General features: G+C 38.5%; 17 protein-coding genes and 2 pseudogenes. 1 reads left to right on the forward strand and 18 read right to left on the reverse strand.

Annotation, left to right across the window (positions count from 1 at the left end):
* Positions 1–120: 120 nt before the first annotated feature.
* The 6 genes and pseudogenes from AC6HZ4_RS17430 to AC6HZ4_RS17455 all read right to left on the reverse strand — a co-directional run.
* Positions 121–279: pseudogene (locus AC6HZ4_RS17430) on the reverse strand (ATP-binding cassette domain-containing protein); the annotation flags it as partial.
* Between the two features lie 12 nt (positions 280–291).
* Positions 292–1,572 carry a branched-chain amino acid ABC transporter permease gene (locus AC6HZ4_RS17435; RefSeq protein WP_497490927.1) on the reverse strand — a complete coding sequence of 427 codons (1,281 nt, stop codon included), beginning with the start codon at positions 1,570–1,572 and terminating at the stop codon, positions 292–294.
* A 10-nt stretch (positions 1,573–1,582) separates the two neighbouring features.
* Entirely contained in the window at positions 1,583–2,569 is a 987-nt protein-coding gene (locus AC6HZ4_RS17440) for a branched-chain amino acid ABC transporter permease (protein WP_497490928.1), read from the reverse strand.
* An 864-nt stretch (positions 2,570–3,433) separates the two neighbouring features.
* Positions 3,434–4,642 carry a branched-chain amino acid ABC transporter substrate-binding protein gene (locus tag AC6HZ4_RS17445; protein ID WP_497490929.1) on the reverse strand — a complete coding sequence of 403 codons (1,209 nt, stop codon included), beginning with the start codon at positions 4,640–4,642 and terminating at the stop codon, positions 3,434–3,436.
* A gap of 580 nt (positions 4,643–5,222) precedes the next feature.
* Positions 5,223–5,723, reverse strand: coding sequence for a GapA-binding peptide SR1P (locus AC6HZ4_RS17450; RefSeq protein ID WP_497490930.1), 501 nt, complete (start codon positions 5,721–5,723; stop codon positions 5,223–5,225).
* Between the two features lie 128 nt (positions 5,724–5,851).
* The gene (locus AC6HZ4_RS17455) at positions 5,852–6,073 is read right to left on the reverse strand and encodes a Spo0E family sporulation regulatory protein-aspartic acid phosphatase (RefSeq protein ID WP_497490931.1); all 222 of its coding nucleotides are present in this window, start codon (positions 6,071–6,073) and stop codon (positions 5,852–5,854) included.
* A gap of 595 nt (positions 6,074–6,668) precedes the next feature.
* Here AC6HZ4_RS17455 and AC6HZ4_RS17460 point away from each other — a divergent pair.
* The gene (locus tag AC6HZ4_RS17460; protein ID WP_497490932.1) at positions 6,669–6,968 is read left to right on the forward strand and encodes a hypothetical protein; all 300 of its coding nucleotides are present in this window, start codon (positions 6,669–6,671) and stop codon (positions 6,966–6,968) included.
* A 188-nt stretch (positions 6,969–7,156) separates the two neighbouring features.
* On the opposite strand, the gene AC6HZ4_RS17465 is transcribed toward AC6HZ4_RS17460, so the two are convergent.
* The 12 genes and pseudogenes from AC6HZ4_RS17465 to AC6HZ4_RS17520 form a co-directional block, all read right to left on the reverse strand.
* Positions 7,157–8,014 (reverse strand): class II fructose-bisphosphate aldolase, encoded by an 858-nt coding sequence (locus tag AC6HZ4_RS17465; protein WP_497490933.1) that lies wholly within the window; start codon positions 8,012–8,014, stop codon positions 7,157–7,159.
* Between the two features lie 163 nt (positions 8,015–8,177).
* Positions 8,178–8,645 (reverse strand): ribose 5-phosphate isomerase B, encoded by a 468-nt coding sequence (gene rpiB, locus AC6HZ4_RS17470; RefSeq protein ID WP_497490934.1) that lies wholly within the window; start codon positions 8,643–8,645, stop codon positions 8,178–8,180.
* Between the two features lie 22 nt (positions 8,646–8,667).
* Positions 8,668–9,624 (reverse strand): 6-phosphofructokinase, encoded by a 957-nt coding sequence (pfkA, locus tag AC6HZ4_RS17475; RefSeq protein ID WP_497490935.1) that lies wholly within the window; start codon positions 9,622–9,624, stop codon positions 8,668–8,670.
* A gap of 119 nt (positions 9,625–9,743) precedes the next feature.
* Complete coding sequence (locus AC6HZ4_RS17480) at positions 9,744–11,075, reverse strand: MFS transporter (protein WP_497490936.1); 1,332 nt, start codon at positions 11,073–11,075, stop codon at positions 9,744–9,746.
* A 470-nt stretch (positions 11,076–11,545) separates the two neighbouring features.
* Positions 11,546–12,277: a FadR/GntR family transcriptional regulator gene (locus AC6HZ4_RS17485; protein WP_497490937.1), complete on the reverse strand. Its 732-nt coding sequence runs from the start codon at positions 12,275–12,277 to the stop codon at positions 11,546–11,548.
* A 165-nt stretch (positions 12,278–12,442) separates the two neighbouring features.
* Entirely contained in the window at positions 12,443–13,780 is a 1,338-nt protein-coding gene (locus AC6HZ4_RS17490; RefSeq protein WP_497490938.1) for an MFS transporter, read from the reverse strand.
* Positions 13,781–14,403: 623 nt separating this feature from the next.
* Positions 14,404–14,532 (reverse strand): annotated as a pseudogene (garR, locus tag AC6HZ4_RS17495) (2-hydroxy-3-oxopropionate reductase); the annotation flags it as partial.
* Between the two features lie 77 nt (positions 14,533–14,609).
* Positions 14,610–15,941, reverse strand: a complete 1,332-nt coding sequence (locus AC6HZ4_RS17500) for an MFS transporter (protein WP_497490940.1) — start codon at positions 15,939–15,941, stop codon at positions 14,610–14,612.
* Between the two features lie 521 nt (positions 15,942–16,462).
* Positions 16,463–17,176 (reverse strand): FadR/GntR family transcriptional regulator, encoded by a 714-nt coding sequence (locus tag AC6HZ4_RS17505; protein ID WP_497490942.1) that lies wholly within the window; start codon positions 17,174–17,176, stop codon positions 16,463–16,465.
* Between the two features lie 231 nt (positions 17,177–17,407).
* A complete protein-coding gene (locus AC6HZ4_RS17510) occupies positions 17,408–18,166 on the reverse strand; it encodes an SDR family NAD(P)-dependent oxidoreductase (protein ID WP_497490944.1) in 759 nt (252 codons plus the stop codon).
* Between the two features lie 24 nt (positions 18,167–18,190).
* A complete protein-coding gene (locus AC6HZ4_RS17515) occupies positions 18,191–19,141 on the reverse strand; it encodes a transketolase family protein (protein WP_497490945.1) in 951 nt (316 codons plus the stop codon).
* Positions 19,141–19,974, reverse strand: a complete 834-nt coding sequence (locus AC6HZ4_RS17520) for a transketolase (protein WP_497490946.1) — start codon at positions 19,972–19,974, stop codon at positions 19,141–19,143. Before AC6HZ4_RS17520 ends, AC6HZ4_RS17515 begins: the two co-directional genes overlap by 1 nt.
* Positions 19,975–20,340 lie beyond the last annotated feature (366 nt).

A 20,340-nucleotide genomic window follows, 5' to 3' on the forward strand; every position in this document is an offset into this window, starting at 1 on the left:
CTTCACCCGTGGGGGTTTATTTGGTATGCCAATTTTTAAATAGTTCAAGTTATATATTCTAGAAGTGCAATAGAATTTAACAAAAAGTCGCCTTACACAAAATTACCTTGATGGCGATGTGTACACACCCGTAATCATGTTAAAAAACGTTGTTTTTCCGGCACCGTTCGGACCAATCACTGCAGTAATTGATCCTTTTTCTACTGTCATTGAAATACCTTTCGCAGCAACAACACCGCCGAATCGCTTCGTCAAATTGGATACTGTTAAAATTGACATGTTCCTTCCTCCTTAAGCACCAAATGCTTTATCTTCCGCCTTCTCCACTGGCGCTGCCTTTACGCTTCCTTTTAGCTCTGCTTCGTTAAAGGCCGGATTCTTGGCCGGAATGAGCCCTTGCGGACGATAGATTGCAAAAATAATTAAGATACCGCCAAAGATAAAACGTTGCATTTTAGCTGGAGACAAAGCCTCGGGAACTGCCAAAGCACCGGATTGGCTTAATTGGTTCAGCCAATTTGTCAGCTCTGTTAGTACTTGCAAATTCAAAATGGTCATCATAGCAGCACCCAAAATAACACCTGGCACACTGCCCATACCTCCTAAAATTACCATAACAAGAATCGTGATTGACTCCATGAGCGTAAAGCTTGTCGGATCAACAAAAGTTTGTTTGCCGGCAAACACAACACCCATCATGCCGGAGAAGGAAGCTCCAATGGCAAACGCAAGCAGCTTCGTACGTACGAGATTAATTCCCATCGCTTGCGCAGCAATCTCATTTTCGCGTACAGCCTTCCAAGAGCGGCCAATTTTAGAATACTCAAAACGTCTGACTGCAAAAATAACGAACATCAAAATAGCTATAACGACGAAATAAAACTGACTCGAATTGTTCAAGGTAATACCAAACAAGGACGGCGCCTGAATCGAAGAAAGACCCATTGCACCATTTGTAATGTTAACCGGCTTGTCTAGATTATTGAACACAATCCGGATAATTTCACCAAAGCCAAGCGTTACAATTGCTAAGTAATCACCTTTTACACGAAGAACCGGAATCCCTAGCAGCACACCAAATAATGCGGCAACGAAGCCGCCAATCACAAGGAAGATCCAGAAGCTTTCGCCTGCAAGCGGATATTCTCCAAACGGCATGAAGTTCTGTGCTTGTCCTGTCGCGAAAATACCGTACGTGTAAGCACCAACTGCAAAGAAGGCAACGAAGCCTAAGTCTAAAAGTCCAGCAAAACCGACTACAATATTTAATCCGAGAGCCATTGCTACATAAATCCCAACTAAGGTCGCTACTTCCATATATGATTCATATGCCGGACCGGCACTTGCCGTAAACGGCAGCAGTACAACCATTACGAACAATCCTGCCGCCCACTTTACCTTCACTGAAAAATTTGTATAGTATAGCAGTAAGAGAGAGAATAATAGAAGCAAAAAGGCTGTAACCGATTTTTCGGCTAAATATAGACTAAGAGAAGTAATTGCAATGTACAGGGCGAGTAAAATCACCTGCAGTAATTTATGTTCTTTTAATTGTCCCAGCAAAGTTTTCATCTGCTCTCACCTACACTTTCTCTGTAACTGCTTTACCGAAGAGTCCCTCAGGCTTAAAGATCAGTACAATAATTAAAATCGCAAATGCAAAAACGTCCTTATACTCTGCTGCCAACACGCCGTGAGTAAGCACCGATAAGTTAGCTGACGCGAACATCTCGATTACGCCAAGTAAAACTCCTCCAACCATCGCGCCGCGAATGTTGCCGATACCGCCCATAACCGCGGCAGTAAAAGCTTTCATACCAAGAATAAAGCCGATATACGGATCGATTGTTCCGTATTGTACAGCAAACAAGACACCTGTTGCACCGCCAAGAGCGGAGCCGATAAAAAACGTAAGAGAAATGACCTTATTCACGTTTACAGACATTAACGCTGCTGTTTCACGATCCTGTGCCACCGCGCGCATCGCCATACCCCATTTTGTTCTGTTAACAAAGAAATCGAGCGCAACCATCATCACGATTGCTATCACAATGAGAATAAACGAAGATGACTTAATTTGTGCATTATTAAGTATTGAACTCATAGAAGATGCTTGAATTGTAACTTGATTGGTAAATAAAGACGGAGCTGTAATGATATAGTTCCCTTGCTTTAACTCTGTAATAAAACGCACAATATCCTGAAGCAAGAATGAAATCCCAATTGCTGTGATAAGTGTAATAAGTTTTGGCGCCTTCCGAAGCGGTCGATAAGCGACCCTCTCAATTCCCATTCCTAGAAATCCTGTCAATACAGATGAAGCTACAAGCACTAGAACAAGCGCAAGGATTGCCGGCATTGCTCCAATCCAACCAAATCCTGCCATTGCTAGAAAAATGGCTGTTCCAATAAAGGCGCCGGTCATAAAAATTTCACCGTGTGCAAAGTTAATCAATTCTAGAATTCCGTATACCATCGTATAGCCAAGTGCGACGATAGCATATACCGCACCTAATGTTAATCCGTCTAGGAGTACTTGCGGTAAAGTATGCAATATTTCTGCTAACATGTTGTCTCCCCGCTTTCAATTGTTTGTCATTCTGCTTTTCACAGCGTCCAGCAACTTCCCATGATGCGGAAGACAAATCATCAAACTTGTTCTGTCTCCATGTACTTACGTATATGCTGGATTTACATGAGAGGCCATAGCTCACTCATTTTCCTATGATCCACATGCGAAGTGAACAGCTTTGTAGGGCTTGGCAAGTTGCCCTTTTATTCAATTACATTTCTGAGCATACGATTTGTCTTTTCTTATTGCCCCTGCAATTCAGAATAAGAATATTTCAGTAAAATGCTGCTTCCAACGATCCCCAGCTTATATGGTCATAAGAACTACTGTTAAATATGGATTCTCCTTGCGCACCTCCAATTGTTAGAACATTTATAATGTTTTAAGAAAATAATAATGAATATTTAGAAAATTTACAATACTTTTTTTGTGAATCCTTTTCGGCACATACCACATAACGAAATAAAAAAGTGTCGAAATGTGTCGTTTTCCCATCTTGTTTATAAAGAATATTCTCGATTCAACAAAATTGCAATTCCTTGCTGCTCCCATCCTCGTTTCCATTCCAAGGAATCGTATACCTATTCAATCTAGCATAGAGAGATAGAGGTGCTTATATGTTGATCTTAAAATGATCTATCTTCTTTTCGCCAGTGAAAGCATTCTCATCAGAATGCGTATGGCATGTCTATGTACTTGTATATAAAAAGCTAAAACGATAGAAAGATAATTCTTGCTAAATTTAAATGATTAGAAATTTTATAAAAAGTTGTCCTGGATGTTTTTAAAAAGAAGTGATCCTTCAGGAATGAAATGATAATCGAAAGAGGCATGGAAGGCTTTCCATGCCTCTTTTTTGTTTTATTGCGTATTGCTTACTTCTCCTTCTTGCGTACCAGGATATGTTGGCCCATTCAGTTTATAAATGTAGATTTTTGAGAATTTATTATCTCCTTTTTCATCAAAACCAACCTTCGTTACAACACCTTCATAGCTTTGAATGCTGCGGACGGCATCGCGCACCTGCTCGCGCGATGGAAGCTTATTATCGTTTGCCGCAATCGCATCCTTAATCCCCTGAAGAACAACCCCTGCCGCATCATAGCCGTAAGCAGAGTATCCTTCAACGTCTTTGTTAAATTTCTTTTTGTAGTCCTCGATAAACTTTTTGCCTGCCTCTGTTTTTGATGGATCAGCTGCAATTGATGTATAAAATGCATTTTGTGATGCTGCTCCCGCAATTTCTACCAACGTACCAGAATCTAAACCATCGCCGCCCATAAACGGAATTGTAATACCTTTTTCACGCGCCTGCTTCAGCAGCAATCCGCCCTCTGCGTATAAACCGCCGAAATAAATTAAATCAGGCTTTTTCGCAAGCACTTTATTCAATACGCCGTTAAAATCCTTTTCTCCTACCGTAATCGATTCATAGCCCGCTATTTGCACTCCAAGCTTTTCAGCAGCCTCCTTAAAGGCCTTTGCCAATCCTGTACCATAGGCTGTTTTATCATCGATAACGAAAATGCTCTTTGCATTTAACGTTTTCATTGCATATTCTGCTCCCGCAGGACCTTGGAAATCATCGCGAGCACAAATTCGGTTTACCGATTTTAATTTACGGTCTGTTACATCGGTTGCTGTATTTGTTGGAGATACCATAACCAGGTTATTTTTCTCATACACTTCTGAAGAAGGAATCGCTACCCCGGAGTTCATATGGCCTACTACACCAAGAACATCTTTATCCGCACCAATTAACTGGGCGTTTGCTACGCCTTTTTTCGGGTCGGCTTGGTCATCATATGGAACAAGCTGCAGCTCAAATCCAAGCTTTTTAAACTCCTCTTTTTGTTCGTCTATTTGTAATTGTGCTCCAAGCTTAATCGCTTCCCCTTGCGTTGCAGAGCCGCCGGATAAAGGAGATTGTGTAACAATCTTAATAACCTTTCCGCTGCCGCCAGATGATGTGCTTGCCCCCGTTTGCTCCGTCTTGCTGCCGCAGGCTGCCAAGACTCCAACTGTAAGCACGGTAGACAAAGCTAGTGCCATTCCTTTTTTAAGTACCAATTTTGTTACCCCCTTATTTTTCGGAATTTTATAAATATTTAGTTAAATCATACAGGATGTCTCCCATTTGTACAACCTACTATCTTTCTAGTTTTTTTTTTATTTCTCGACATTCATTTCATAAAATTTTACAAATTTGTGACGAAAAAGTGAATTTAGTTCTCCTTTGCTCCCGCGGGTTTAGGAAAGTTGATTCATTAAGCAAATAAAGAGGCACGATTGTGGTCTCCTGGTTCGAACCTAATTGGAATCATGCAGAAGAGAAGCCATAAGCTCCTAAGGTTCTAGTACAAATATGGTACGATAGGTTGCAGCTATCATCAAAGCTTAGCTTGTATAGAAAGGACCGCCTATAAGGGGCAGTTGACAAAAGGGGGGAGCACTTTGTGCTCCCCCCTTCCCTTGTTGAACATGATCTAATACAATGGATACTTTCATTTTTTCCTTCTTTCTTCTTCCTATCCTTTTGCAATTACATTGCCCACAATCTGGACCTCCATCGTGTTCTTTGTTCCCGTTTCACGAACAGGCACCCGAAATTTTTTACCGGATGCCTGCAGCTAATAAAAAATCCAATCCATTAATTTTCTTTCTTCCCTTTGCAACAACCTGTACACACTCCATACCATGTTTTAACGCCTTCTGGGCTATCAACTACGTCAATCACTTCGTCACACACTTGACAGATAATCGTACCTTGTTTTACTTTCAATTCCTCAACCATCATTTTTTCTCCCCTTAACTCTTGTTTGTTAAAAACATGTTTAATCTTCTTTTTGGAACAATCTGTACACACTCCATACCATGTTTTAACACCTTCTGGGCTATCAACTACATCAATCACTTCGTCACACACTTGACAGATAATCGTACCTTGTTTTACTTTTAATTCCCCAACCATCATTTTGGGTCCCCCTAACTTTTGTTGAATAAAAACATGTTTAATCTTCTCTTTGGAACAATCCGTACACACTCCATACCATGTTTTAACACCTTCTGAGCTATCAACTACATCAATCACTTCGTCACACGCTTGACAGATAATCGTACCTTGTTTTATTTTTAATTCCTCAACCATCATTTTTGTCCCCCTCACTTTTGTCTGGTAAAATTTGTTTGATAACACATAATGGAATAAAGGAATCGTTTTTTATATCTTTATTAAGGTTTGATATTGATCATTTCAGTCAAACTATTTATAAGTGCTGGTTACAAATTTAAGCTTGTTTCATCTTGATAATGAGACCTGGTTTTTGATAAAGATGGAGTATCAGACATAATTTTTTGCAACATAATGATTTTTCCATCTAATTGTTTACTGATTTGTACTACATACGGATCAGAAATCCCCTTCTTCTTTGCTGCCTCGTGCATACTCTGACGATACTCATTTATACTCTCCCTGAGAGCTAATACATTTCTCAAAATCATGGTTGCTACTTCCTTTCTGCCATTTAAGCAATGTTGTTAATCTATAGAAACTAAGCTCTCTGTATAAAACCAGCACAAATTTTTACTCTCTAGATAAACATAGTGGCTGGAGTTTTATTTCAAGGTGAAGGTAACCCCTTACATCAAACGCTTACATTAAGCGCTTTCAAAAATAATTTCATTCTAAGCAGTTCGGCAAAGTAAAAGATACGTTCGGTCAATGAATTCCTCGGTGAATTCCACTCTTTTTGAACGATTACAATCCTTCCATTTACCATACCTGCCTATTGTACCGTTGACTACTTGTCTACTAAGTTGCCTTACAATTTAAGTATAGCTTTACTAATACTGTTTGTCAATACGGTTATGGTATTATTCTAAGCCTTATAAACTCATGATTCTTAAGCGGGAGTAGTCGAAATTGAAAGTTGACTAAAGCAGACTAGCACGCATAGTATCATCGTAAATACGCCACTTGCCATATTAGCCATCCGATTCTACGCTCCTGCGTTTGCTGCGCTATTGGCTTTCTTCATTGCCTTACTGGCGCCGTTTGGCCCTATGGTGATGTCTGATCAAAAGGATGTGATTTTTCGTGCGCTTTGGTGGGGAATGGATTATTACTATCTTTTTTAAACTGCAGATTTGTTATTATGTATTCGCATTAGTGCTGGTCCAAGCATTAGAAATGCATGATTATCGCTCTCTGACTCTCCCATTTGCCATGATCCTGATGGTCCTATCTGTTGTGATAGCACCTGATATGAATTATTTGGCTAACTTTATTGCAAATATTTGGACACCCTATTCTTTCGTGTTTGGCCTTTGTATGCCATTGTTTCTTTTCTTGATGGTTAAGGTTAAACTAAAATTTTGGGAGAAGAAAGGTAACTAAAAGAGAAAGTTTCTATCCCTTTTAGTTACCTTTCTTGGGCATATTTCTACTCAGTAGTTGCCTGCTTCATACACTGCTATTTTATTGACATGATTTTCGTACCGACCACCTTCAAAGGAGGTTGTTAACCGTATATCGGAAATATCAAAAACTAAGCTCGGACTATGGATCTTTTGTATCGGAACCAGTTAGGCTTTGTTTGAAGAACCAAATTCACGCATTTTTCCAATGACCGTTTCCTTAATTGCATCACGACCTGAACCTATAAATTTACGTGGATCATATACTTCTAAATCTGTATTTAATATCGCTCGTGCAGCTTTCGTAAACGCAATTTGATTCTCTGTATTTACATTAATTTTTGCCGTTCCTAATGAGATTGATTTTTGAATTTGATTGGTTGGAATGCCTGTACCACCGTGTAAAACCAAAGGTAAACCAATTGCTTTACAAATTTGTTCCATTTCCGTAAATCCTAAATTTGGCTCACCTTTATAAGGGCCGTGAACAGAGCCTAATGCGGGCGCAAGACAATCGATGCCAGTACGCTCTACCAACTCTTCACATTCTTTTGGATCTGCGTAGATAACTCCCTCTGCAACTACATCATCTTCTTGTCCGCCAACAGTACCTAACTCCGCTTCAACAGATACACCACGTTCATGGGCATATTCGACTACCTTTTTAGTGATTTCTACATTTTCTTCAAACGGATAATGAGAAGCGTCAATCATCACCGATGTAAAGCCAGCGTCAATGGCAGCTTTACATTTCTCAAAACTAGAACCGTGATCCAAATGGATGGCTACAGGAACTGTGATACCCATTTCCTCTATAAGAGCTTCCACCATGGCTGTTACTACCTTAAAACCCCCCATATAGCGAGCAGCACCCTCCGAAACACCGAGGATAACTGGCGATTTCTCCTCTTCAGCTGCGGATAAAATCGCTTGTGTCCATTCCAAATTATTGATGTTGAACTGACCAACCGCATACCCCTCTGCTAACGCCTTATTTAACATTTCTTTCATTGAAACTAAAGCCACACCAACATCCTCCTTAATAAATAGACCCTAACTTTTATTTCTTATAAGAGTCTATATATAAATTAATCATCTGCATACAATTCACATACGAACTCTCATACGTTATCGAGTTAATAGTTTCACAAGTTGCTGTCCATCTTCCCTGCACGAGATGAATTATAGTTCAACACATTAATCGCTTCACCAACTCATTAGTCGTTTCATATACTGTTATTTTATTGACACGATTTTCATGTCTGCCGCCTTCAAAAGGTGTTGTTAACCATATTTTTGCGATATCGCGAGCTAAGCCCGGACCAATGACACGCTCTCCCATAGCTAGTATGTTTGTATTATTATGTTCTCTCGTTGCCTTAGCACTAAACGTATCATGCACAAGCGCACAGCGGATTCCTTTTACTTTGTTGGCTGCAATGCTCATTCCAATACCTGTTCCGCAAATTAAAATCCCTCGATGTACTTCACCGCTTGCCACCTTTTCAGCTACTGGAATAGCATAATCCGGATAGTCAACAGAGGTATCACACTCACACCCTAAATCTACATACTCAATATTCATCTCCTCCATCAATGAGATGATCTCTTTACGAATATTCATACCGCCATGATCAGATGCAATCGCTACTTTCATTTTTCTTCCTCCTCATGTATTTCTAGTGTAAAAGTGTTTCTAGTAATCTATATTTATCATGTTTATCGATTATTTCAGCATTAACGTTTTCAAGTTCTTTATGGATGATTTTATTTTCCTTCATTCCAACAGCCCGACCTGAATATCCATTTACCAACAGTTCTACTGCCGTAACGCCCATTTTACTTGCTAATACCCGATCAAATGCTGATGGATTTCCTCCTCTTTGTATGAAACCTAATACCGTAGTTCTTACACTCATATTTAAATTCTCTTCAATATATCGTTGTAATTCCTGCAAATCATACATTCTTTCTGTTACGATGACGAGGTTATCTTGTTTTCCGTTACTTATTCTTGCATGTAACTTTGAACATATGGTATCAAAATCTAATTTTTTTTCTGGAGTAGATATGATCTCTCCTCCACCTGCTAAGGCTGAATATAAGGCTAAGTCACCACAATATCTTCCCATTACTTCAACAATAGTTGTTTTATCATGAGAAAAATCTGTATCTTTAATTTTTCCAATGCAATCCAATACTGTATTTAACGTGGTGTCAAATCCAATAGAGTAATCTGTATAGGCTAAATCATTGTCAATCGTTCCGGGTATACCGATTACTTTCATACCGAGTTCATGTAATTTTTCAGCCCCTTTTAAAGATCCTTCCCCACCTATTACAACCAAAGAATTTATACCAAAGTTTTGTAAGACCTGAAGAGCCTTTTTTCTTCCTGTTTCCTTCATAAATTCTAAGGATCTAGACGTTTTTAATATCGTTCCGCCTCTATCTGCAATATCCTCTACCTCTGAAGAAGTTAAGGGGTGAATTTTACCGTCAATTAAACCTTGGTATCCACACTGTATGCCCATTACCTCTAGATGATAGTGATTTGCTGCTTTTACTACAGCCCTGATGGCGGCATTCATTCCTGGGGCATCTCCACCACTTGTTAAGATCCCTAGTTTATTCATGAGCCCTACACCTCTTACACAATTAAGAATTTTAGTAGTTTATGAAGAAATTCCAGCAGCTAGATAAACGTAGCCGCTGGAACTTTATTTAGCATTGAATCATGTATAAATAGTCTTTCTTAACTAGTTTTCTGTAGTTCTTCTTCAACATTCTGACTTAGAGCCTTTCCTGACTGTTTTACCAAGAAAAGAATAATACAAGACCCTATAATCATGCTAATTCCCATGAAAATCATACTAGTCGTAAACGACCCTGTTATATCCTTAATGTATCCCACAACATACGGTCCAAAGAATCCGCCAAGATTTCCTATACTGTTAATGAGTGCAATCGCACCTCCAGCGGCAGCTCCCGTTAAGAAAGAAGGCGGGATCGCCCAAAATGGAGAGTATGCACCAAATGCTCCACATAGAGCGATTGTTAGAAATACAAATGATAATACAATGCTTGTACTTGCCACATAGCTGCTAATCATCATGGCAATCGCACTTATTGTTAAACATACCGCCACATGCCAGCGTCTTTCGTTCTTCTTGTCTGAATGGTTCCCAACTAAAATCATTGCCACCATCGCACACACGTACATCAGTCCTAAAATCCAGCCCATGTTTTGCATGCTAAGACCCGTTGTCTCAGATAAACCTTTCGAAATGGTTGGTAAAAACATATTGATTCCGTAATAACCAACCATCCAGCAAAAATACCCTACAGATAAGATGAGCACGTCACGGTCCTTTAGAGCCTGTGCGAATGTGTAGTGTTTTACTTGTTGTTTTTCAAGGTTTTCTTTTGTTATAACGTCAATTAACCATCGTTTCTCATCTTTGTTCAACCATTCTACATCTTCAATTTTATCGTCAAGATAAAAGTAAGCAATGACCCCTAAAATAATAGCCGGAATCGCTTCCAAAATAAACAACCATTGCCAGCCAGCTATGTCTAACCATTCAATACCTAGTAAAAAAGTGGAGAGTGGAGCACCTAACGCATTTGCACCTGGTATCGCCAACATGAATCCTGCGATCGCTTTCGCATGATGTTTTGTTTGATAAAAACCGCTTAAGTAAAATACCATACATGGATAAAAACTAGCTTCAGCAACCCCTAATAGAAACCGTGCTGTATAAAATTGCATCGGAGTTTGCACGAAAGCCATTCCGACAGCAAGGATACCCCATGTAACCATGATTCTACTAATCCATTTTCTTGCACCAATTTTTGTCATCATAGCGCTTCCAGGTACTTCTAAAAGGAAATAACCAAGGAAGAAGATCCCTGCTCCAAATCCAAAAACAGCATTAGAGAACCCCAGATCTTCGTTCATTTGCAGAGCAGCAAAGCCAATGTTCACTCTATCTAGTATAGCGATTATAAAACATAGAAATAAAAACGGAATTAATCGTAACGTGACTTTTCTAGTAGCTGAACGTTCTAACGCGAGTTGATCCAAAATAATTCCTCCTGACGCTTTCATGCCTTTCTTTTTTCAAACCTTCATTTCTTCGAAGTCGAAGGTAACCCCTTACATTAAACGCTTTCAAAAACACTTTCATTATGAGTCATTCAACAAAACGAAAGATAACTCATGTCAATTAAATCTTCAACAAATTTTTCTCTTATGGTCTCCATTTTTTAAACGATTAAAAACTGTCTATCCACCCTCTCTTCATCTTGTATCCTTTGTTACTTGTCTACTAAGTTAACTTACAATATGAGTATAACTTTACTAGTGTTGTTTGTCAATACGATTCTGTACTTCATACAAATCTTATGAAACATTCATAATCTTTACACTGATACTACAGCATAGCAGCAAATCCATAAAAAAGAAAAAATCCCCCTCCTTCTTTAGGATGGGGATCTCTATTGTGTAGGATTATATTTACTTAAGCTTATTTAATGCCCTTCAATTTCCTTAGATTAATCTCTCCAATACCGATCATATAAGTTTTGCATATGTTTCGTCATGATTTCGACTGCTTCTTGTTCATCGTGATGTGCAATTGCTTGAATAAGTAATTGATGCTCCTTGAAATTAATATCTCTATAATCTGGTCGAGTTACGGTACGATCCCGAATAAATGTCCACATTTCCTGTTGTTTCATTGCATTACTAATCGCTGCCATGATGTTAATAAATAGATCATTGTGGGACGCCTTAGCAATGCCGCAGTGCAATTTCTCATCTGTTTCTGGCACATATACACCAGCCTTCGTTTCTTCCTCCATCTGTTTGATGGTTGCACGAAGATCCTCTATATCTTCATCTGTAGCTCTTTGCGCTGCAAATTTTACAATAATAGGCTCTATATTCATCCTTACTTCTACAATATCCTCTGGGGATATAGAATCAAAAAAGATGGCTGATTGGGACTTATCGGATGCAACTTGATTGCTTTTCACATAAACGCCTTCGCCCTGACGAGAGTAAATAATACCATTTAATTCTAATGCGCTAAGAGCCTGACGAATAGGAGCACGGCTTACACCGAACTGTTCACATAGTTCTCTTTCAGCTGGCAATTTATCACCTATTTGAAATGCGCCCGATTGGATTTGCGAAAGAATTTGATTATAAATTTGCATATATAATTTCTTACTAGATACTGGATTAAAACTAATGATAATCACTTCTCCCTCTATTGTATTCATTATCCTTTACGTAATTAGATATAAATAATTATATAGAAATTTATTTAAAAGGGCAATCAATCTAAGGGTTTGAAGGAATCAAGCAGTTTTGGGCAGAAATGCTTTCAATAAACAGCTCTAAGCAAACTTATTGTTACTGAATTTTAAAAGCATTTACATCTTCTTTTAACTCTTTAGACATTTCTGTAGTTCTTCTTCAACATTCTGACTTAGAGCCTTTCCTGACTGTTTTACCAAGAAAAGAATAATACAAGACCCTATAATCATGCTAATCCCCATGAAAATCATACTAGTCGTAAACGACCCTGTTATATCCTTAATGTATCCCACAACATACGGTCCAAAGAATCCGCCAAGATTTCCTATACTGTTAATGAGTGCAATCGCACCTCCAGCGGCAGCTCCCGTTAAGAAAGAAGGCGGGATCGCCCAAAATGGAGAGTATGCACCAAATGCTCCACATAGAGCGATTGTTAGAAATACAAATGATAATACAATGCTTGTACTTGCCACATAGCTGCTAATCATCATGGCAATCGCACTTATTGTTAAACATACCGCCACATGCCAGCGTCTTTCGTTCTTCTTGTCTGAATGGTTCCCAACTAAAATCATTGCCACCATCGCACACACGTACATCAGTCCTAAAATCCAGCCCATGTTTTGCATGCTAAGACCCGTTGTCTCAGATAAACCTTTCGAAATGGTTGGTAAAAACATATTGATTCCGTAATAACCAACCATCCAGCAAAAATACCCTACAGATAAGATGAGCACGTCACGGTCCTTTAGAGCCTGTGCGAATGTGTAGTGTTTTACTTGTTGTTTTTCAAGGTTTTCTTTTGTTATAACGTCAATTAACCATCGTTTCTCATCTTTGTTCAACCATTCTACATCTTCAATTTTATCGTCAAGATAAAAGTAAGCAATGACCCCTAAAATAATAGCCGGAATCGCTTCCAAAATAAACAACCATTGCCAGCCAGCTATGTCTAACCATTCAATACCTAGTAAAAAAGTGGAGAGTGGAGCACCTAACGCATTTGCACCTGGTATCGCCAACATGAATCCTGCGATCGCTTTCGCATGATGTTTTGTTTGATAAAAACCGCTTAAGTAAAATACCATACATGGATAAAAACTAGCTTCAGCAACCCCTAATAGAAACCGTGCTGTATAAAATTGCATCGGAGTTTGCACGAAAGCCATTCCGACAGCAAGGATACCCCATGTAACCATGATTCTACTAATCCATTTTCTTGCACCAATTTTTGTCATCATAGCGCTTCCGGGTACTTCTAAAAGGAAATAACCAAGGAAGAAGATCCCTGCTCCAAATCCAAAAACAGCATTAGAGAACCCCAGATCTTCGTTCATTTGCAGAGCAGCAAAGCCAATGTTCACTCTATCTAGTATAGCGATTATAAAACATAGAAATAAAAACGGAATTAATCGTAACGTAACTTTTCTAGTAGCTGAACGTTCTAATGCGAGTTGATTCAAAACAAGTCCCCCTTATGCGCTTTCATGCTGTCCTTTTTCAAACCTTCATTTCATCGAGTTTGAAGGTAACCCCTTATATTAAACGCTTTCAAAAATACTTTCATTCTGATTCATTGAGCAAAATGAAAGATAATTCATGTCAATTGAACCTTCAATAAATTTCTTTCTTATGTTATCCATTTTTCAACAATTACAAGTGTTCTATCAATCCTCTCCCTGCCACTTTATCCCTCGTAACTTGTATGCTAAGTCAACTTTAAACGCAAGTATAACTTTACTATTATTATTTGTCAATACGATTCTGCACTTCATACAAATCTTATGAAACATTCATAATTCTTACATTGATACTACAGCATAGCATTAGATCTATGAAAAAAAAATTCCCCTTCCTTTTTTAAGATGAGGAATTTTATTATGTAAGATTATATTTACTTAAGCTTATTAAATGCCCTTCAATCTTCTTAGATTAATCTCTCCAATACTGATTATATAAGTTTTGCATATGTTTCATCACGATTTTGACTGCTTCTTGCTCATTGTGATCCACAATCACTTGAATTAATAATCGATGCTCCTTAAAGTTAATATCCATGTTGCTTTTATTAATTATTTACTGGGACTTAGGAACGCTCAATTTCTATGTTAGCTATTTTTTCATAGTATTGGATAATGCCCCCATGGTCGTCGTTTAACCTGCCATCCGCTTTAAGTGCATGGAATATTTCTAAAAGCTGACTTGTTATATGAAGAGATTCCAGCAGCTAGACAAACGCAGCCACTGGAATCTTATTTTGAGGTTGAATCATATATTGATGGACTTTTTGTATTAACTAGATTTTTCTAGTTTTTTTTCGCTATCCTGACTTAGGGCCTTTCCTGATTGTTTTACCAAGAAAAGAATAATACAAGAACCTATAATCATGCTGCTACCCATGAAAATCATACTCGTTGTAAAGGATCCTGTTATATCCTTAATGTATCCTACAACATACGGCCCGAAGAATCCGCCAAGATTTCCTATACTGTTAATGAGTGCAATCGCACCTCCAGCGGCTGCTCCCGTTAAGAAAGAAGGCGGGATCGCCCAAAATGGAGAGTATGCACCAAATGCTCCGCATAGAGCGATTGTTAGAAATACAAATGATAATACAATGCTTGTACTTGCAACATAGCTGCTAATCATCATGGCAATTGCACTTATTGTTAAACATACCGCCACATGCCAGCGTCTTTCGTTCTTCTTGTCTGAATGGTTCCCAACTAGAATCATTGTCACCATCGCACACACGTACATCAGTCCTAAAATCCAGCCCATGTTTTGCATGCTAAGACCTGTTGCCTCGGATAAACCTTTCGAAATAGTTGGTAAAAACATGTTAATTCCGTAATAACCAACCATCCAGCAAAAATATCCTACAGATAGGATTAAAACGTCACGATCCTTTAAAGCCTGTGCGAATGTGTAGTGCTTTACTTGTTGTTTTTCAAGATTCTCTTTTGTTGTAACGTCAATTAACCATTGTTTCTCGTCTTTATTTAACCATTTTACTTCTTCAAGTGTGTCATCAAGATAGAAATAAGCGATAACACCCAAGATAATAGCTGGAATCGCTTCCAAAATAAACAACCATTGCCAGCCAGCCATATCTAACCATTCAATACCTAACAAAAAGGTGGAGAGCGGAGCACCTAATGCATTCGCACCTGGTATTGCCAACATGAATCCTGCAATCGCTTTTGCATGATGCTTCGTTTGATAAAAACCGCTTAAGTAAAATACCATACATGGATAAAAACTAGCTTCTGCAACCCCTAACAAGAATCGCGCTATATAAAATTGCATTGGAGTTTGTATGAAGGCCATAAAAACAGCAATGAGGGCCCATGTAATCATGATTCTACTAATCCATTTTCTTGCGCCAATTTTCGTCATCATGGCGCTTCCGGGTACTTCTAAAAGGAAATAACCAAGGAAGAAGATCCCTGCTCCAAATCCAAAAACAGCATTAGAAAAACCCAGATCTTCGTTCATTTGCAGAGCAGCAAATCCAATATTCACCCTATCTAGTATAGCTATTACAAAACATAGAAATAAAAACGGAATTAATCGTAACGTAACTTTTCTAGTAGTTGAACGCTCTAATGCGAGTTGATTCAAAATAATTCCCCCTTCAGTTATCATGCCTTCCTTTTTTCAAGCCTTCATTTCATTAAAATTGAGGGTAATCCCTCTCGTCAAACGCTTACATTAAGCGCTTTCAAAAATATTTTCACTCTAAGCGGTTCGGCGAAACAAAAGATAGATTATCTCAATTTCCCCTTCAATAACTTTCTCCCTCATAGCCCCCTCTTTTTGAACGATTACAAACTTTCTATCTTTATATTTACCCTCCTTTCATTTTTGTATCCTTGGTAACTTGTATACTAAGTTACCTTACAACTTAAGTATAGATTTATTAGTATTGTTTGTCAACACGATTATGGAATTATTCTAAGCCTTATGGAAAATTCATAATTCTTAAGCTGCTATCGTAGCATAGTATCAGATCGATGAAGGATAAAACAATTCCCCTTCATTCTTTAAGATAGGGGAATTTAGGGTGTAATATTTACACTCACATACTATTTAAGCTTTTTTAATGCCTTTCAAACTACTTATCTAGGCGAAATTTTCTTGCCCTAATCCCTCCAATATCGATCATATAAATTTTGCATATGTTTCGTCATGATTTCGACTGCTTCTTGTTCATTGTGATCTGCAATTGCTTGAATGAGTAATTGATGCTCCTTGAAATTAACATCTCTATAATCTGGTCGAGTTACGGTGCGATCCCGAATAAATGTCCACATTTCCTGTTGTTTCATTGCATTACTAATCGCCGCCATGATGTTAATAAATAAATCATTACGGGACGCCTTAGCAATGCCGCAGTGCAATTTCTCATCTGTTTCTGGCACATATACACCAGCCTTCGTTTCTTCCTCCATCTGTTTGATGGTTGCACGAAGATCCTCTATATCTTCATCTGTAGCTCTTTGCGCTGCAAATTTTACAATAATAGGCTCTATATTCATCCTTACTTCTACAATATCCTCTGGGGATATAGAATCAAAAAAGATGGCTGATTGGGACTTATCGGATGCAGCCTGATTGCTTTTCACAAAAACACCTTCGCCTTGACGGGAATAAATCATACCATTCAATTCTAATGCGCTAAGGGCTTGGCGAATAGGGGCGCGGCTTACACCAAACTGTTCACATAGTTCTCTTTCAGCTGGCAGCTTATCACCAATTTGAAATGAACCCGATTGGATTTCCGAAAGAATTTGATTGTATATTTGTATATGCAATTTCTTACTAGACACTGGACTAAAACTAATAATAGTAATCACTTCTCCCCATATTGCTTATTATATTTCAAGTAATTAGCCATACATAATTAGATAAAAATTCACATAAAAGAGCAGTGAATCTAAGGATTTAAAATAAGGATTGTTTGATAGGAAGATTTTAACAAATGGCTATACGTAGACCTAGTTTATCCATTAACTCTTTTCATCCCTTTAATAATAATATACAGGCATACCGAATCGGGATGCCTGTATATTAAAATACAATATAAATTAATCCATGTGTGAACCACCGTTAATATCGATTTCTTCACCTGTAATATAAGATGCTTCTTCTGAAGCCAAAAATGCAATCGCTGATGCAATTTCTTCTGTTTCTCCTGGTCTTCCCATAGGGATTGATGCAATTACATTCTTTGCCTGTTCTTCAGGAAGGGACTTCCAGATATCTGTATTCACAAGTCCTGGTGCCACACAGTTTACCGTAATTCCATCCAGTGCAACCTCACGAGCAAGGTTTTTAGAGAAGCCTAATACGGCAGCTTTTGAAGCGGAATAATGCGGGCCTCCAAATACGCCTCCTCCTCGTTTAGCTGAAACGGAAGAAAGACTAATGATTCTGCCATATTTTTGTTTTTTCATTGTTTCCAGTACAGCTTGAGTACATAAGAATAACCCAAACATGTTTACATTAAATACTCTTGTGATGTCCTCAAGTGTCATATCTTCAACAGTTACTTTTTGTGAAATCCCTGCATTATTGACAAGGATATCGATTCTGCCATATGTTTGAAGAACCTTCTCAACCATAGCCTCATTCGATTCTTTGCTCGTTACATTTAATTCTACGCCTAAAGCTCTTCCTCCAGCTTCGGTAATCGCGTTCACTGTATCCTGAATTCCATCCATATTGAGGTCAGCGACAACAACTGCCGCTCCCTGTTTTGCAAGTGTTAACGCGATTGTGCGTCCAATCCCCTTTTTAGAACCGCTACCCGTTACAATGGCTACTCTATTATCTAATCTAAACATATTCTACTCTCTCCCCTGGTTTCTTTACTTCAGCATTTCTTTCGCTGTTTTAACTATATTTTCGATCGTAATTCCATTCATCTCTAACAATTTTTCATATGGCGCAGATTCTCCAAACTTATCTTGTACCCCGATTCTTCTTACAATCCCCTTGCCTTCTTCTGCTACTACCTCACAGACTGCACTTCCCAAACCATTTAAAATATTATGGTCTTCAACCGTAATGATTTTGCCAATATTTAAACATTCAACTACAGCTTCTCGATCTAGAGGCTTAAGCGTATGCATATCTAATAACTTTACAGAAATTCCTTCTTGTTCCAATTGCTTAGCTGCTTCTAAAGCAAGGCATACTGTGTCACCATTTGCAATAATTGCGATATCTTTTCCGTCCTGAATCTGTTTTGCTTTCCCAATTGTAAATTCTTCATTTTCATCATAGATAAATGGAACTGTGTCCCGAGTAAAACGAAGGTATACTGGGCCATAGATTTCTGCTGCTTGTGCTACTAGCTTTCTAGTAGAATGATAGTCAGCACCCATAATAACAGTCATATTTGGAATCGTTCTTAATACTCCCATATCCTCGATACTTTGATGACTTCCCCCATCATTCGCTGGTGTAAGCCCGCCATGAGAACAAGCAATCTTTACATTTAAGTTCGGATAACAAATTTCTTGGCGAATCTGTTCCGCCATTCGCAACGAACCAAATACTGCGTAAGTGCTTACAAAAGGGATTTTACCAGTTGTCGCAAGTCCTGCAGCTAAGCCAGCACCATTTTGCTCCGCTATCCCAACATTCACATGTTGATTCGGGAATTGTTTGGAAAATGCTGTAGTTTTACATGACTTACCGATATCAATATCCACTACATAAATATTTTTATTCTTTTTGCCCAATTCGACAATTTCATCACCAAAGGCGTCTCTTGTAGCTTTTTTCATTACAACTTTGTCTGCTGTTACGCTCATTATTTTAACCCCCCGGATACTTCTTCTAGTGCCTCGGCATACTCCTTATCATTTGGAGCAACACCGTGCCAGTTGACTACATCTTCCATGAAAGATACTCCCTTACCTTTTACCGTGTTACATACGATACACTTCGGCTTTCCATTTTTTGCGTCTCTCACATAGTCTAATGCCGCAACAATCTCTTCCATAGAATGCCCATCAATTCTTTTCGTTTCAAAGCCAAATGCTTCAAACTTCTTTTCTAAATCTAGATTTGGCATAACTTCCTCTGTTGTACCATCGATCTGCAATCCATTATCATCAACAAAGACAACTAAATTGTCTAATTTATATTTCACTGCGCTTTGCGCCGCTTCCCAGATTTGGCCTTCTTGACATTCGCCGTCTCCTACCATAGCGAAAACTCGATAAGCTTTTTCATCTCTTTTGCCGGCTAGTGCCATTCCAACTGCACAAGAAAGCCCCTGTCCTAAAGACCCAGTAGAAATATCAATACCAGGGCACTTTTTCATATCAGGATGTCCTTGAAATGGAGATCCATACTGTCTTAAAGTGTAAATCGTTTCATACGGTACATACCCTCGTAAAGCTAATGCTGCATATTGGATCGGACAAACATGTCCTTTTGATAAAACAAATCGGTCACGGTCTTCCCATTTGGGATTATTAGGATCAATATTCATTTCCCCAAAATAAAGCGCCGCCATTACATCAGCTGCGGATAGGGAACCTCCTGGATGCCCCGATTGTGCTTTGTGAATCATCGTAAGCGCTGTCTTTCGAAGCTCAATTGCTTTTTGCTTTAATTCTTCAATATTACTTGCTTTCATACCAGTCACCCCATTAAATTATGACTTGCCGTTTTTAGATTTTAGTTAAAAGCTTCTCAGTATTGTTATGTTGTTCACTTGTCTACTAAGTTGCCTTATGAGTTTAGTATATCACCAATCTAATCTTTGTCAACTTAGATTTTATTTAAATGAATCTCATTGCCTTATTGTAAAGAAACTCAATTTCTACACCTTAAAAAGTCATTCTCCTTGTGGAATGATTAAAGAAGCAGGTCTACCATCAAAATGCAATCTTATATGTAATACATGATTTTGAGAGGAAACCTTGATTTTTCTATGCTATGGAAACAAAAACACCCCCGACTTTTGGGCTGTTGAGGAGTACTTTGGATGCAGGAGCATTGT

This window comes from Ectobacillus sp. OTK, assembly GCF_059698935.1.